Annotated in this window: 13 protein-coding genes; 9 read left to right on the plus strand and 4 right to left on the minus strand. The window is 75.4% G+C overall.

From position 1 onward, the window contains the following. Window positions 1-62: 62 nt before the first annotated feature. From BN2279_RS12865 to BN2279_RS12875, 3 genes are all read left to right on the plus strand, one after another. A complete protein-coding gene (locus BN2279_RS12865; RefSeq protein WP_059009636.1) occupies window positions 63-1,409 on the plus strand; it encodes an NYN domain-containing protein in 1,347 nt (448 codons plus the stop codon). Between the two features lie 276 nt (window positions 1,410-1,685). Next, entirely contained in the window at window positions 1,686-2,741 is a 1,056-nt protein-coding gene (locus BN2279_RS12870; protein ID WP_059009030.1) for a C40 family peptidase, read from the plus strand. Window positions 2,742-2,787: 46 nt separating this feature from the next. Continuing rightward, window positions 2,788-3,942, plus strand: coding sequence for a glycosyltransferase family 4 protein (locus BN2279_RS12875; protein WP_059009032.1), 1,155 nt, complete (start codon window positions 2,788-2,790; stop codon window positions 3,940-3,942). An 8-nt stretch (window positions 3,943-3,950) separates the two neighbouring features. Here the strand turns inward: BN2279_RS12875 and BN2279_RS12880 are convergent, their stop codons facing one another. Continuing rightward, the gene (locus BN2279_RS12880) at window positions 3,951-5,753 is read right to left on the minus strand and encodes an AMP-dependent synthetase/ligase (protein WP_059009034.1); all 1,803 of its coding nucleotides are present in this window, start codon (window positions 5,751-5,753) and stop codon (window positions 3,951-3,953) included. A 136-nt stretch (window positions 5,754-5,889) separates the two neighbouring features. Between BN2279_RS12880 and BN2279_RS12885 the strand changes: the two genes are divergently transcribed. The 5 genes from BN2279_RS12885 to BN2279_RS12905 all read left to right on the plus strand — a co-directional run bounded on the left by BN2279_RS12885 (window position 5,890) and on the right by BN2279_RS12905 (window position 9,910). Next, on the plus strand, window positions 5,890-6,342 hold the full coding sequence (locus tag BN2279_RS12885) for an SRPBCC family protein (RefSeq protein ID WP_059009035.1): 453 nt from the start codon (window positions 5,890-5,892) through the stop codon (window positions 6,340-6,342). Continuing rightward, on the plus strand, window positions 6,339-7,643 hold the full coding sequence (locus BN2279_RS12890; RefSeq protein WP_059009037.1) for an ArsA family ATPase: 1,305 nt from the start codon (window positions 6,339-6,341) through the stop codon (window positions 7,641-7,643). Before BN2279_RS12885 ends, BN2279_RS12890 begins: the two co-directional genes overlap by 4 nt. A 35-nt stretch (window positions 7,644-7,678) precedes the next feature. Further along, the gene (locus tag BN2279_RS12895; protein ID WP_059009638.1) at window positions 7,679-8,143 is read left to right on the plus strand and encodes a DUF5304 family protein; all 465 of its coding nucleotides are present in this window, start codon (window positions 7,679-7,681) and stop codon (window positions 8,141-8,143) included. A gap of 75 nt (window positions 8,144-8,218) precedes the next feature. Next, window positions 8,219-9,160 carry an ROK family glucokinase gene (locus BN2279_RS12900; RefSeq protein ID WP_059009039.1) on the plus strand — a complete coding sequence of 314 codons (942 nt, stop codon included), beginning with the start codon at window positions 8,219-8,221 and terminating at the stop codon, window positions 9,158-9,160. A 72-nt stretch (window positions 9,161-9,232) separates the two neighbouring features. Then, complete coding sequence (locus tag BN2279_RS12905) at window positions 9,233-9,910, plus strand: endonuclease/exonuclease/phosphatase family protein (RefSeq protein ID WP_159037211.1); 678 nt, start codon at window positions 9,233-9,235, stop codon at window positions 9,908-9,910. Here the strand turns inward: BN2279_RS12905 and BN2279_RS12910 are convergent. Both BN2279_RS12910 and BN2279_RS12915 read right to left on the minus strand, forming a co-directional pair. Further along, window positions 9,907-10,377, minus strand: coding sequence for a hypothetical protein (locus BN2279_RS12910; protein ID WP_059009044.1), 471 nt, complete (start codon window positions 10,375-10,377; stop codon window positions 9,907-9,909). The two genes, BN2279_RS12905 and BN2279_RS12910, sit on opposite strands and share 4 nt — an antisense overlap. Then, entirely contained in the window at window positions 10,364-11,137 is a 774-nt protein-coding gene (locus BN2279_RS12915; protein WP_059009046.1) for an alpha/beta hydrolase, read from the minus strand. Before BN2279_RS12915 ends, BN2279_RS12910 begins: the two co-directional genes overlap by 14 nt. A 110-nt stretch (window positions 11,138-11,247) precedes the next feature. Between BN2279_RS12915 and BN2279_RS12920 the strand changes: the two genes are divergently transcribed. Beyond that, window positions 11,248-11,958, plus strand: coding sequence for a lysophospholipid acyltransferase family protein (locus BN2279_RS12920; protein WP_059009048.1), 711 nt, complete (start codon window positions 11,248-11,250; stop codon window positions 11,956-11,958). Between the two features lie 50 nt (window positions 11,959-12,008). Here the strand turns inward: BN2279_RS12920 and BN2279_RS12925 are convergent, their stop codons facing one another. Next, window positions 12,009-13,946: an anthranilate synthase family protein gene (locus BN2279_RS12925; RefSeq protein WP_059009052.1), complete on the minus strand. Its 1,938-nt coding sequence runs from the start codon at window positions 13,944-13,946 to the stop codon at window positions 12,009-12,011. Between the last annotated feature and the right edge of the window lie 3 nt (window positions 13,947-13,949).

The following is a 13,949-nucleotide window of genomic DNA, read 5'->3' on the forward strand; positions in this document are numbered from 1 at the left end:
GTGGATAACGACAGGGCTGACGGACGGTGTGAGCGGTGGCGGATCCCACGGATGACGACGAGGTGAGGGGACGGCCCGAGCCCGATTCCGGGGAGCCGGCCGAGACCCTCGACCGGCCGCTGCCCGAGCGGGTGCGGCACCGCGTCATCCTGCTGGCGGGCGACTCCTTCGCCGGGATGACCATCGCGGAGCTGCCCGTCACTCTGCGGCAGTATGCCCGATTCACGCCCTCCCGGCGGGTGAAGTTCGGCGGCAGCGCCATGGCCGCCGCCCTGGAGAACGACACGGTCTTCCGGCAGCGCGTCGCCGCCCGGCTGCGGGCCGCCGAGCCGGAGCTGGCGGATGCCGTCGAGCAGGGCAGCCCGCCGCCCGCCGCCGACCCGGTCGAGGGCGCCGCCGCCGCGTTCGGGCTCCGCCCGCCCCGCTGGGCCAAGCCCGTGGCCGCCGCGGGCGAGGAGGCGCAGCGGGCCCAGGCCGAACGCGCCGAGCAGGAACGGGAGCGGGAAGTCGCGCGGCTGCGGGAGGAGCTGGCGCAGACGCAGGCGGCCGCCCGCGCGGACGGCGAACGGCTGCGCGCGGAGCTGGATCTGGCCCGTAAGGAGGCGGACGCCGTGCACCGCAAGCTGCGCAGCGCGGTCAGCGACGTCCGGCGCGGCGAGGCCACGGCGCGGAAGCTGCGCGCGGAGCTGGAGGAGGCACGGGCCGAGGCGGCGAGCGCCAGGGCCGCCGCGGACGGCGAGGCGAGACGGCTGCGGGCGCGGCTGGCGCAGGCCGAGGCGGCGCTGGAGGCCGGCCGCAAAGCGGTCCGTGAGGGACGCGGCATCGAGGACATGCGGCTGCGGCTGCTGCTGGACACGGTGCTGGACGCCGCGCAGGGCCTGCGGCGCGAACTGGCCCTGCCGCCGGCCCGGTTGAGACCGGCCCAGACCGTGGACGCGGTGGAGCCGGGCGGGATGACGCCGCAGGACGTGGCGCAGCGCGCGCTGGCGGAGGACGACCCGGCGCTGCTGGACCAGTTGCTCGCGCTGCCGCAGGCGCATCTGGTCGTGGACGGCTACAACGTGACCAAGACCGGTTATCCCGCGCTGCCGTTGGAGAAGCAGCGGCTGCGGCTCCTGGGCGGGCTGGCCGTTCTCGCGGCGCAGACCGGCGCGGAGATGACGTGCGTCTTCGACGGCGCGGAACTGGCCGCCCCCGTGCTGGTCACTCCGCCGCGCGGCGTTCGGGTGCTCTTCAGCAGACCGGGCCAGACCGCGGACGAACTCATCCGGCAGTTGGTGCGGGCCGAGCCGCGCGGGCGCCCGCTGGTGGTGGTCTCCTCGGACCGCGAGGTCGCCGACGGCGTCGCGGGCGCCGGCGCCCGCCCGGTCGCGTCGGCTCTGTTGGTCAAACGGCTCGCGCGGACGTAGCGGCGCCGCCCGGACCGCGGCGGGCGACTGTCCGTTAGGCCCGTTCCGTCGCACTCGCCCCCCACGGAGGGTGCTGGGGCGACCGCGCCCGGTGTGAGCTAAGTAAAAATTACTTGCGAGGATTTGAACCTGGTAAACCTCCCTCGCTAGGGTCGGGCGTCGAACCTTCGCGCGGGAGCCCATCCGACCCGGGTGGCCGTGAGGCAGCGCCGGTTCCGCGGCAGTTCGCGCGGAGCGGTGGCTGAGGAAAAACTGAGGAAAAAGGAGCGCGCTCCAGTGGCGTCTCACCGTCGTCCCAAGTCTCCTGGCCGGGCCCGTGTGACCATCTTCGGTGCCACCGCAGCCGCCACCGTCGCCATCACCTCGCAGACCGCGCAGGCCGACCCCGAGCCGACGCTCGACGAGGTGCGGGAGCAGGTGGACGACCTGCGTCACGAGGCCGAGGTCGTCACCGAGGAGTACAACGGCGCCAAGGAGCGGGCCGAGGAGCTCCAGGCCGAGGTGGACGAGCTCCAGGACTCCACCGCGCGCGGCCAGGAGGAGCTCAACGACCTGCGGTCCGGCCTCGGTTCGGTCGCCGCGGCCCAGTACCGCAACGGCGGCATCGACCCGTCGCTCCAGCTCTTCCTCTCCGCCGACCCCGACGCCTATCTCGACCAGGCGTCCACCCTCGACCAGGTGAGCGACAAGCAGGCCGAGACCCTGCGCCTGATCGAGGACCGGCAGCGCACCCTGGACCAGCAGCGCCAGGAGGCCGGCGACAGGCTCGCCGAGCTGGAGGAGCTGCGGTCCCAGCTCGACGAGCAGAAGGAAACCATCCAGGGCAAGCTGAACGAGGCGCAGTCGCTCCTCAACCAGCTCACCCAGGAGGAGCAGGACCGGCTCGCCGCCGAGGAGGCGGCCGAGGCCGAACGCGCCGCCGACGCCGCGCGCGCCGACCGCTCCTCCGACACCCGCACCGAGATCGTCGACCTGCCCGGCTCCTCGCGGGGCGAGGCCGCGCTCTCCGCCGCCGCCGGCAAGATCGGGGCGCCGTACGTGTGGGGCGCCACCGGCCCCGGCGCGTTCGACTGCTCGGGCCTGACGTCCTGGGCCTACGCCCAGGCCGGTGTCTCCCTGCCGCGGACCTCGCAGTCCCAGGCCGGCATCGGCACCCGCGTCGGCCTCAACGAACTGGCCCCCGGCGACCTGGTGTTCTACTACGACGGCCTCACGCACGTCGGCCTGTACGCCGGCAACGGCCAGATCCTCCACGCCCCTTCGTCCGGCTCGTTCGTCCGGTACGACTCGGTGACGTCCATGCCGTTCCAGTTCGGCGTCCGGGTCGGCTGAACCACGCGTCCTGCCACCGCCCTTCCTGGCGGTATCGTCTCGTCCGATGCGTAAGACGTTGATCGTGACGAACGACTTCCCCCCGCGCCCCGGAGGGATCCAGGCCTTCCTGCACAGCATGGCGCTGCGTCTGGACCCGCGGCGGGTGGTGGTGTACGCCTCCACCTGGAAGCGGGACGCCGAAGGACTGCGCGCCACCGCCGAGTTCGACGCCGAGCAGCCGTTCCCCGTGGTGCGGGACCGGACCACGATGCTGCTGCCGACCCCGGCCGTGACCCGGCGCGCCGCCGGGCTGCTGCGGGAACACGGCTGCACCGCCGTGTGGTTCGGCGCGGCGGCGCCCCTGGGCCTGATGGCTCCCGCGCTGCGCGCGGCGGGCGCCGGGCGGATCGTGGCCACCACGCACGGCCACGAAGCGGCCTGGGCGCAACTCCCCGGCTCCCGCGCCTTGTTGCGGCGCATCGGGGACCACACGGACACCGTCACCTACCTCGGCGAGTACACCCGCTCCCGCATCGCGCGGGCGCTGAGCCCGACGGCCGCGGCGCGGATGACGCAACTGCCGCCCGGCGTGGACGAGAAGACGTTCCACCCCGACTCGGGCGGCTCGGCCGTCCGCGCGGCGCTGGGTCTGACCGACCGGCCGGTCGTGGTGTGCGTGTCGCGGCTGGTGCCGCGCAAGGGGCAGGACACGCTGATCCGGGCGCTGCCGCGGGTCCTGGCGGCGGAGCCGGAGACGGTGCTGCTGATCGTCGGCGGCGGGCCGTACCGGGCGGACCTGGAGAAGCTGGCGTCCCGGCTGGGCGTGAGCGCCTCGGTGCGGTTCACCGGCCCGGTGCCGTGGGAGGAGCTGCCCGCGCACTTCGGGGCCGGTGACGTCTTCGCGATGCCGTGCCGGACGCGGCGGCGCGGCCTGGACGTGGAGGGCCTGGGCATGGTCTACCTGGAGGCGTCCGCGACCGGCCTCCCGGTCGTGGCCGGCGACTCCGGCGGCGCCCCCGACGCGGTCCTGGACGGCGAGACGGGCTGGGTGGTCCGCGCCGGCGACGCGACGGCCGCCGAGGAGACGGCCGACCGCCTGCTGGCCCTGCTGTCCGACGCCGAACTCCGCCGCCGCATGGGCGAGCGGGGCCGCGCCTGGGTGGAGGAACGCTGGCGCTGGGACCTGCTGGTGGACCGCCTGCGCACCCTCCTGGACTGAGCGCCGGATCAGCGGTACAACGCGTCGATCTCCGCCGCGAAGTCCTTCGCCACCACGTGCCGCCTCAGCTTCAGGGACGGCGTCAGGTGACCGGACTCCTGCGTGAACGCGCCCGGCAGCACGCGGAACGCGCGGACCGACTCGGCGCGGGAGACCGCCGCGTTGCCGCTGTCGACCGCCTCCTGGACCGCCGCCAGCAGCCGGGGGTGGGACGTCAACTCCTCGCGGGACAGGGCGGACAGGCCCCGCGCGTCCGCCCAGCGGGGCAGGAACTCGTCGTCCAGCGTGATCAGCGCGCCCACGAACGGGCGACCCTCGCCGACCACCATGCACTCGGCCACCAGGGCGTGCGCCCTGACCCGGTCCTCGATCACGGCGGGCGCCACGTTCTTGCCGCCCGCCGTCACCAGGATCTCCTTCTTCCGGCCGGTGATCGTCAGATAGCCGTCCGCGTCCAGGGACCCGAGGTCGCCCGTGCGGTACCAACCGCCGTCCATCGCCCGCGCGGTGGCCTCGGCGTCGCGCCAGTACCCGGTGAACAGGTGCTCCCCGCGCACCAGGACCTCGCCGTCCTCCGCGATCCGCACCGACGAGCCCGGCAGCGGCAGGCCCACCGTGCCGATGCGGGGCGCGTCCCACGGGTTGAACGTGGTCGCGGCGCACGTCTCCGTCAGGCCGTACCCCTCCAGCACGGTGAAGCCGATGCCCCGGTAGAAGTGCCCGAGCCGCTCGCCGAGCGGCGCGCCGCCGGAGATGGCGTGCGTGGCCCGGCCGCCCAGCGCCGCCCGCAGCCTGCGGTACACCAGCCGGTCGAATACCCGGTGCCGCAGCCGCAGTCCGGCCGACGGGCCGGACGGCGTGTCCAGCGCGCGGCTGTACGCGATCGCCGCGTCGGCGGCCCGGTCGAAGATCCGGCCCCTGCCGCTGTCCTGGGCCTTGGCCCGCGCCGCGTTGTACACCTTCTCGAAGACCCGCGGCACGCCCAGCACGATCGTCGGCCGGAACGAGGCCAGGTCCGCGGTGAGCGAGCGGATGTCGGGCGTGTGCCCGAGCCGGATCGGGCCGAGCAGCGCCGCCACGGCGACGACCCGGCCGAATACGTGGGCCAGCGGCAGGAACAGCAGCACCGAGCTGGAGCCGGTGCGGAACAACGGCCCCAGCGCCGCGACGATGTTGCCGCACTCGGCGAGGAACGCCCGATGGCTGAGCACGCAGCCCTTGGGCCTGCCGGTGGTGCCCGAGGTGTAGATGACGGTGGCGGGAGAGGCGGCGGTCAGGCCGGCGGTCGCGGCGTCCAGCGCCTCGTCGGTCACGTCCGCCCCGGCGGCCCGCAGCAGCGCGACCGCGTTCTCCTCGCCCGGCACCTCCAGGCACCACACCCGGAGCGGCCCCGGCAGCGTCCCGCGCGCGGACTCGACGGCCGCCCGGTGCCCCGCGGTCTCGACGACGACGCCGGCCGCGCCGGAGTCCCGCAGGTTCCAGCCGACCTGTTCCGGCGAACTGGACTCGTACACCGGGACGGTGACCGCGCCCGCCGACCAGATCGCGAAGTCCAGCAGCGTCCACTCGTAGCGCGTACGGGACATCAGGGCGATCCGCTCGCCGGGCCGCACGCCCCGCGCGATCAGCCCCTTGGCGACGGCCCGCACCTCGGCGCGGAACTCCGCCGCCGTCACGTCCTCCCACACCCCGCCGCGCCGGCGGCCGATGACCGCGACGTCCGGATGGCGCTCCGCGGTGGTGCGCAGCAGGTCCACCAGGGTCGCGCCCGGCGGCACTTCACAACGGGCCGGAAGGCTGGATTCCCGCACTGCCGCTGCTCCTCACCTGTGGTGTTCCCGGCCCCCGCGCGCAGCCTACTGTGCCGCTCCCGTGATGGCCGGACGAGTCGCGCGCGGTAGCCTTCCCCCGGACGGCACGGGGAGAGAAGCGCGAGGAGCCACGGCGATGGCGGAACACACCAGGTCCAGTATCACCATCGATGCCACGCCGGCCGATGTCATGGCGGTGATCGCCGACTTCGGCCGCTACCCGGAGTGGACCGGGGAGGTCAAGGAGGCCGAGGTGCTCGCCACCGACGCCCGGGGCCGGGCCGAGCAGGTGCGGCTGCTGCTGGACGCGGGCGCCATCAAGGACGAGCACACCCTCGCCTACACGTGGAAGAGCGGCGAGGAGGTGAGCTGGTCGCTGGTCAAGTCCCGCATGCTGCGCGCCCTGGACGGCTCCTACCGGCTGGCGCCGGTCGCCGGCGGGAAGCAGACCGAGGTCACCTACCAGCTCACCGTGGACGTCAAGATCCCCATGCTGGGCACCATCAAGCGCAAGGCCGAGAAGGTCATCATCGACCGGGCCCTGGACGGCCTGAAGAAGCGGGTGGAGAGCTTCCCCGCCCAGCCATGACCGGCACGGCCCCCGGGCGCACCCTGTTCGTCACCGGCCCCGGCGGCGACGGCGCCACCACGGTGGCCGCCGCGACCGCGCTGGCCGCCGCGCGCGCCGGGCGGTCCACGCTCCTGCTGAGCCGGGAACCGGCCGCCGGGCTCGCCCCCCTCCTCGGCGCCGCCCCGCCCGCCTGGCCGGACGAGCCCGCCGAGGTGGCGCCCGGACTGCACGTGGCCGCGACCGACCCGGCCGCCCGCTTCCGGGCGGGCGTCCTGGCCGCGCAGCGGCACGCCAGGCCCGCGCTGGACGCGCTCGGCGCGGTGACCCTGGACGACGACGAGCTGACCGAGCTGCCCGGCTCCGGCGCCGCCGCCCTGCTGACGGCCCTGAGCGCGGCCCACGCCACCGGCCGGTGGCGGCTGGTCGTGGTCGATCTCCCGCCCGCCGCCGACGCGGTCCGGCTCCTCGCCCTGCCCGCGCAGGTGAGCCGTTATCTGCGCCGCCTGCTGCCGCGCGAGCGCCGGACCGCCCGCGCGCTGCGTCCGCTGCTCGCCCAGTTGGCCGGGGTGCCGCGGCCCGCCGAGGGCCTGTACGAGGCGGCGGACCGCTGGGAGGCGGGTCTGGCGGCCGTGCGGGAGCTGATCGAGGGGCCGGGGTCGGCCGTCCGCCTGGTCCTCGACCCGGGCGACCGTTCCGCCGGGGCGCTGCGCGCCGTCCGCGCCGGGCTGGCGCTGCACGGCCTGGCCGTGGAGTCCCTCGTCGCCAACCGGCTGCTGCCGGAAGGCGCCGCCGACCCGTGGCGGGCCGCGGTCGCCGCGCGCGGGGGCGGGGCGCGCCCGGCGCCCCGGCCGCTCCCACCGGCCCAGCGGCGCCGCATCCGCAGCGACACCCCGGGCGCGGGGCTCGCCGCCCTGTCCGCCGCCACCGGCCTGGCCGCGCCGCATCCCGTGCCGCACCTGGGGCGCGAGCCGCGGCTGCCGGACCTGGCGGAGCTGTCCGTGCCGCCGCCCGGCGACGTGGGAGCCGCGTCCCGGCCGGAGCCGGAGCTGACCGACCGGCTGGCCGGGGACGGCGTCCTCGTCTGGCACCTGCCGCTGCCGGGCGCCACCCGCGACGGCCTGGGCCTGGTCCGCCGGGGCGACGAACTCATCGTGGACACCGGGCCGTTCCGCCGCGTGCTGTCGCTGCCCCCGGCGCTGCGCCGGCGCTCGGTGGCGGGCGCGTCCTACGTCGGGAACGGCGGCCTCGCCGTCCGTTTCGCGCCGGATCCGGACCGCTGGCCGGAGCGGGCGGGGCCCGACAAGCGCCCGTTCGGGTAACGTCGGCCGTGACGGTCGAGTCCCAGGAGGCCGCGATGAGCGACGACACCGAACAGCCCAGCCCGACCACCCCGCCGCCGGACCCCGACGCCTGGGCCACGGCGTGCGAGGAGGACCTCGCCGCCGAGCGCGCCCGCCGGCGCGAGCGGTACGGCGCCCCGCCCGGCGATCCCGCCGCCGAACTGCGGGCCCTCGCCGACACCGTGGCCGAGCGGATCCCCCGCCTCGGCGCGGCCCTCGGCCCGGGCATCGGCATGGCGGCCGGACCGCTCGCCGACCGGGCGCGGGCGGCGCTCGACCCGGTGATCGAGCGGAACGCCGACGCGTTCCAGCACCTCGCCAACGCCGGACAGGAGCTGCTCGCGGCCTACCGGGCGACCGTGCTCGGCCACGAGCGCCGCTGGTCCCGCCCGGACCCGGGGGAGCCGCGCGGGGCCAATCGGGACGATGGGGGAGAAGCCGGGGAGGGCCCGGGCTCCGAGCGCATCGACCTCGACTGATCACGGGGTCCACGCCGTTCACCCTCCGGTACGGTGGTCGCCAGGCGGGATCCACTGACTTCACTTGAGGGACATATGGGACTGACCATCGGTGTCGACATCGGCGGGACGAAGATCGCGGCCGGGGTGGTCGACGAGGACGGGACGATCCTCGACATCTCCCGGGTGGCGACCCCGCCGACCCCCGAGGGCGTCGTGGAGGCCATCGCCGACGCGATCAAGACCGTCGGCAAGGGCGTCTCCGCGGAGGCCGTCGGCATCGGGGCGGCCGGATATGTGGACGACAAGCGCGCCACGATCCTGTTCGCGCCGAACATCCTGTGGCGCCACGAGGCCCTCAAGGACAAGATCGAGCAGCGGGTCGGCCTGTCCGTCGTCGTGGAGAACGACGCGAACGCCGCCGCGTGGGGGGAGTACCGTTTCGGCGCGGGCGCCGGCTACGACGACGTCATCTGCGTCACCCTCGGCACCGGGCTGGGCGGCGGCATCATCATCGGCGGCAAGCTGCGCCGCGGACGGTTCGGCATCGCCGGGGAGTTCGGCCACGTGCGGGTCGTGCCGGACGGGCTGCTGTGCGGCTGCGGCAGCCAGGGCTGCTGGGAGCAGTACGCCTCCGGCCGCGCCCTGGTCCGCTACGCCAGACAGCGCGCCACCGCCACCCCGGACGCGGCCACGATCCTGCTCGGCCTCGGCGACGGCACCCCCGAGGGGATCGAGGGCACGCACGTGAGCGCCGCCGCCCGGCAGGGCGACAAGGTCGCGATCGACTCGTTCCGCGAGCTGGCCCGCTGGGCGGGGGCCGGACTGGCGGATCTCGCCTCGCTGTTCGACCCGTCCGCGTTCATCGTCGGCGGCGGGGTCTCCGACGAGGGCGATCTGGTGCTCGACCCGATCCGCAAGTCGTTCCGGCGCTGGCTGGTCGGCAGCAGGTACCGGCCGCACGCGCAGGGCCTGGCGGCCCGGCTGGGCGGCCGGGCCGGCCTGGTGGGCGCGGCGGACCTCGCCCGCCAGGGCTGACCGGCGGGGACGGGCGCGGGGGGCACGGAGATCCGTCTGCTGCGCTACAACGTCCGTTCCCTGCGTGACGACATGGGGGCGCTGGCCCGGGTGATCCGGGCCTGTGCCCCCGATGTCGTCTGCGTGCAGGAGGCGCCGCGCTTCCCCGGCTGGCGCCGCCGCACCGCCCGGCTGGAGCGGGCCACCGGCCTCGGGTACGTCAGCGGCGGCGCGTCGTCGTGCGGCACGATGATCATGTCGGCGCTGGGGCCGACGGTCGAGTACGCGGGAGACGTCACCTGGCCGCTCACCCCGGGACAGCACCGGCGCGGTCTGGCGCTGGCCGTGCTGCGCTTCGGATCGGGCGCGCGGCTCGCGGTCGTGAGCTGCCACCTGAGTCTGCTGGCGGCGGAGCGGTACCGGCAGGCGGAGCTGCTGCTCGAACGCCTTGGCCTGCTCGCCGCCCGGATGCCGGGCGTGGTGGCCGGGGGCCTCAACGAACGCCCGCACGGCCGCGCGTTCCGGCTGCTCGCCGGGCGGCTGACGGACGCCGGGCGGCACGCCCCCGAGGGCGGCCCGTTCACCTTCTCCTCCGCCGCGCCGGACCGCAGGATCGACGCCGTGCTGTGCACGCCCGGCGTCGAGGTGCTGGGCTGCGGCGTCCCGGCGGACCTGCCCGGCACGCGCCCCGGCGATCCCGTCCGCGCCACGGACCACCTCCCCGTCCTCGCCCGGCTGCGCCTGCCCCCCGAGCGGCCGTCCGGCGCCTAGACGACGGCGCCGCTGCCCGGGTCGGCCCAGTCGTCGTCCCGGCCGTCCCGCATCCGTGTCACCAGCGTGGCGAAGCCACCGAGGAAGCCGCCCACGCCCAGCGTCACGATCCACCACGTCATCTGCCGCTGGAGCAGCACGGTCAGGATCAGCAGCAGCGGCCCGCCGAGCACCGCGATCCACGCCAGTTTGGTCGCCAGGTCGGCCGCCGGGAGCGGTGGGGGCTCCGGGGGGACGAAGTGCCCCTCGTCCTCGTCCTCCGCGGCCTCCCAGTCGCGCGGCCCCTGCGCGGGTGGCACGTCCACGGCGGTGCCGGGCAGGTCGTCCGCCGTCAGAGGCACGCCCAGCGGCCAGACGCCCGGCGGATCGGCGGGCTCCTCGCCGTATCCGGCGACGATCTCGGCCCAGGCGGCTTCCTCGTCGATCGGATCGCGGCCGTCGCCGCGCTCCTGGTCACGTTCCGTCACGGGCTGTCTTCCTTGTCACGAGGCGGGTGATGAAGGCGTCCGTCTCCTGAAAGATACGCTCCGCGTCGTGGTCCAGGGTGGCCACGTGGTAGCTCGACTCCAGCACATGCTCGGTGACGTCGGCCGACGACACCGACGCCAGCACGGCCGCCGAGTCCGAGGGCGGCACGACATGGTCGACGCGGCTGTGCAACAGCAGCAACGGCTGTGTCACCTGGGCCAGTTCGCCCCGCACCAGCGCGAACAGGGCGCGCGCGGAGTGCGCGGCGTGCAACGGCACACGCTCGTACCCCGACTCCTCGACGCCTTCCCTGGCGATGTCCGAGATCAACCCCCGCGCGCTGGGCACCAGATGGCGCAGCACCGGCAGCGCGTAGCCCTGGAGCCGTGGAAATGTGATCGCCGGATTGACCAGCGCGACGCCGCTGACGGCGGACCCGTGCCGGGCGGCGAGCCGCAGGGCGAGGGCGCCGCCCATGGACAGGCCGCACACGAAGACCTGCTCGCAGCGCCGGGACAGGGCGCGCAGCTCGCGGTCGACCGTGGCGTACCAGTCCTGCCAGCCGGTGCGTTGCAGGTCCTGCCAGCGCGTGCCGTGGCCGGGCAGGAGCGGCAGCGACACCGTCAGGTCCCGGGCGGCGAGGTGCTCGGCCCAGGGGCGCAGGGACTGGGGGGAGCCGGTGAATCCGTGACAGAGCAGGACGCCGGTCGGCGAACCGTCGTGTGTGAAGGGCTCGGCCCCGGGAAGAAGCTGTCGCATCGGCTCGCCTCCGTCGGTGGTGGGCGCTTGTCACCCTACGCGCGCGGATCCTGACCGCGCCATGCCCGGCTGCCCAGTAGGGTCGGCGGGACGATTCGGGAGGTGGCGCGGTGCTGTACGGCGCGATGAAGGTGTCCGTGGGGGCCGGTCTGAAGCTCGCGTTCCGGCCGTGGGTGGAGGGCGGGGAGCACGTTCCGGACGAGGGGCCGGCGATCCTGGCGAGCAACCATCTGTCGTTCTCCGACTCCTTCTTCCTGCCGGCGGTGCTGGACCGGAAGGTGACGTTCATCGCCAAGGCCGAGTACTTCACGTCGCCGGGGCTGAAGGGGAAGCTGACGGCCGCGTTCTTCAAGGGGGTCGGGCAGCTCCCGGTGGACCGCTCGGGGGCGCGCGGCGCCGGGGAGGCGGCGATCAGCAGCGCGATCGCGGTGCTGGAGCGCGGCGAGCTGTTCGGCATCTACCCGGAGGGCACCCGTTCCCCCGACGGCCGCCTGTACCGGGGCAAGTCCGGTGGCCTGGCCCGGGTGGCGCTGGCCACGGGCGCGCCGGTGATCCCGGTCGCGATGATCGACACGGAGAAGATCCAGCCGCCCGGCAAGGTCGTCCCGAAGCTGATGCGGCCCGGCATCCGGATCGGCGAGCCGCTGACGTTCGACCGTTACCGGGGCATGGAGAACGACCGCTTCGTCCTGCGTTCGCTGACCGACGAGGTGATGTACGCGATCATGCGGCTGTCCGGCCAGGAGTACGTGGACATCTACGCCACGGCCGCGAAACGGGCCCTCGCCGAGGAGGCGAAGAAGCGGCCCCAGGGCGGGTGAGCCCGCCCGTCCGCCCCGCGCGGATGAGGGCGGACGGGCGCGTCGCGCGTTCAGCGGGGTGACGGCACCGCGTCCGGGGTCAGCAGGTGCCGGACGATCCCCGGGCCGTCCAGCGTCAGCACGGACTCGGGGTGGAACTGCACGCCGGCGAAGCCGGGGCCGCGCAGGGCGTGGACCTCGTCGGTCGCGGGGTCGCGGCTCACCGTGACGCCCCGCCGGGCCAGGTCCGCGGCCGTCGCCGCGTCGCACCGGGCGGTGTACGAGTTGTAGAAGCCGACCGTCTCCCGGCGGCCGAAGAAGTCGATCCGCTCCTGGGCGCCCTGGTACGGCCGCGCCTTGCGGACCAGGGGGAGGCCGATCCGCGCCGCGAGCAGTTCGTGGCCGAGGCAGACGCCGATCACCGTGTGCGCGTGGCCCGCCAGCAGGTCCCCGGCCAGCGCGCCCAGCAGCCGCATCCTCGGGTCGGCGGTGTCGCCCGGGTCGCCGGGTCCCGGACCGAGGACCACCGGGCCCGGGTGGGCGAGGGCCCGTTCCCGCAGGCCGGGCGCGTCGTACCGCGCCACGTCCACCTCGGCGCCGGTGGAGCGCAGCAGGTGGGCGAGCATCGAGGTGAACGTGTCCTCGCCGTCCACCACCAGCACGTGCCCCGCGTGCCCGGCGCCGCCCGCCGGGACCGGCTCCCGCATCCGCAGCCAGAACGGCGCCAGCCCGGACGTGCGCTCGGCCAGCGCCGCCCGCACCCGCGGGTCGTCGGCGAGCCGGGGAGCGGCCCGCCCGGCGGCCGGGGCCGCCGCGCCCGGCCGCACGCCCAGCGCGGCCAGCACGCCGGCCGCCTTGGCGTGGGTCTCGGCGACCTCGCTCGCCGGGTCGGAGGCCCGTACCAGCGTCGCGCCCACGGGGACCCGCAGCCGGCCGTCCGTCGCGTCGATGTCGGCGGTGCGGATCAGGATGGGGGAGTCCAGCGTGGGGGCGCCGCCCGCGTCGCGGCCCACCAGCGCCAGCGCCCCCGCGTAGTAGCCGCGCCCGCCGCGCTCGTGGCGGCCGATCACGCGGCAGGCGTTCTCCACCGGGCTGCCCGTGACGGTGGCGGCGAACATCGTCTCGCGCAGCACCTCCCGCACGTCGAGCGTGGTGCGCCCGCGCAGCTCGAACTCGGTGTGCGCCAGGTGCGCCATCTCGCGCAGCCGTGGCCCGACGACGACGCCGCCCCGGTCGCCCACGGCGCACATCATCTTCAGCTCCTCGTCCACCACCATGGACAGTTCCTCGGTCTCCTTGCGGTCCCCGAGGAACGCCAGCAGCCCGGCCGTGTCGGGCCCCTGCGGCGGATAGCGGTAGGTGCCGCTGATGGGGTTCATCACGACCGTCCCGCCGCTCATCCGGACGTGGACCTCCGGGCTCGCGCCGACCAGCACCCGCCGCCCGGTGTGCACGACGAACGTCCAGTACGCGCCGCGCTCGGCGGCCAGCAGGCGGCGGAACAGCGCCAGCGCGTCGGCGCGGCCGAAGCCGTCCACGCGGCCGGTGAACGTGCGGCGGATCACGAAGTTGGCGCCCTGGCCCGCGCCGATCTCGTCGCGCACCACGTCGGCGACGATCCGGGCGTACGCGTCGTCGGGCACGTCGAACGCGCCGTCGCGCACCTCGACCGGATGCCGGGGCAGCGCGGCGAGCACGTCGTCCAGCGGCAGTTCGCGGATCGCGCCGGGCAGCAGCACGGCGAGCGGGGTGCCGTCGTCGGTCACGGCGAAGCCGCGCTCGGCGATCTGCCGGAACGGCACCAGCGCCAGCGCGCCGTGGTGGTCGGGGATCTCGGCCAGCCGGTCGATCTCCACGACCGGGCCGGTGAGGACCTCGACGAGACCGTGGTCGCGGCCGGGCGTGCGGCGGCGGAGCAGGGCGAACGGGGTGTCGTCCGTCACCAGCCGGCGGATCACGGCCCCGGCGGATTCCGGGGCGGCGGGAACGTCAAGGGCGGCGTGTCGCATGGG

The organism is Streptomyces specialis, from assembly GCF_001493375.1.
Classification (GTDB): domain Bacteria; phylum Actinomycetota; class Actinomycetes; order Streptomycetales; family Streptomycetaceae; genus Streptomyces; species Streptomyces specialis.

Excerpts from the sequence above, each read along its gene's own strand:
- BN2279_RS12875 (WP_059009032.1), top strand. The coding sequence starts at position 2,788 with ATGCGTAAGACGTTGATCGTGACGAACGACTTCCCCCCGCGCCCCGGA.
- BN2279_RS12900 (WP_059009039.1), top strand. The coding sequence starts at position 8,219 with ATGGGACTGACCATCGGTGTCGACATCGGCGGGACGAAGATCGCGGCC.
- BN2279_RS12890 (WP_059009037.1), top strand. The coding sequence starts at position 6,339 with ATGACCGGCACGGCCCCCGGGCGCACCCTGTTCGTCACCGGCCCCGGC.
- BN2279_RS12925 (WP_059009052.1), bottom strand. The coding sequence starts at position 13,946 with ATGCGACACGCCGCCCTTGACGTTCCCGCCGCCCCGGAATCCGCCGGG.
- BN2279_RS12905 (WP_159037211.1), top strand. The coding sequence starts at position 9,233 with ATGGGGGCGCTGGCCCGGGTGATCCGGGCCTGTGCCCCCGATGTCGTC.
- BN2279_RS12895 (WP_059009638.1), top strand. The coding sequence starts at position 7,679 with ATGAGCGACGACACCGAACAGCCCAGCCCGACCACCCCGCCGCCGGAC.
- BN2279_RS12915 (WP_059009046.1), bottom strand. The coding sequence starts at position 11,137 with ATGCGACAGCTTCTTCCCGGGGCCGAGCCCTTCACACACGACGGTTCG.
- BN2279_RS12885 (WP_059009035.1), top strand. The coding sequence starts at position 5,890 with ATGGCGGAACACACCAGGTCCAGTATCACCATCGATGCCACGCCGGCC.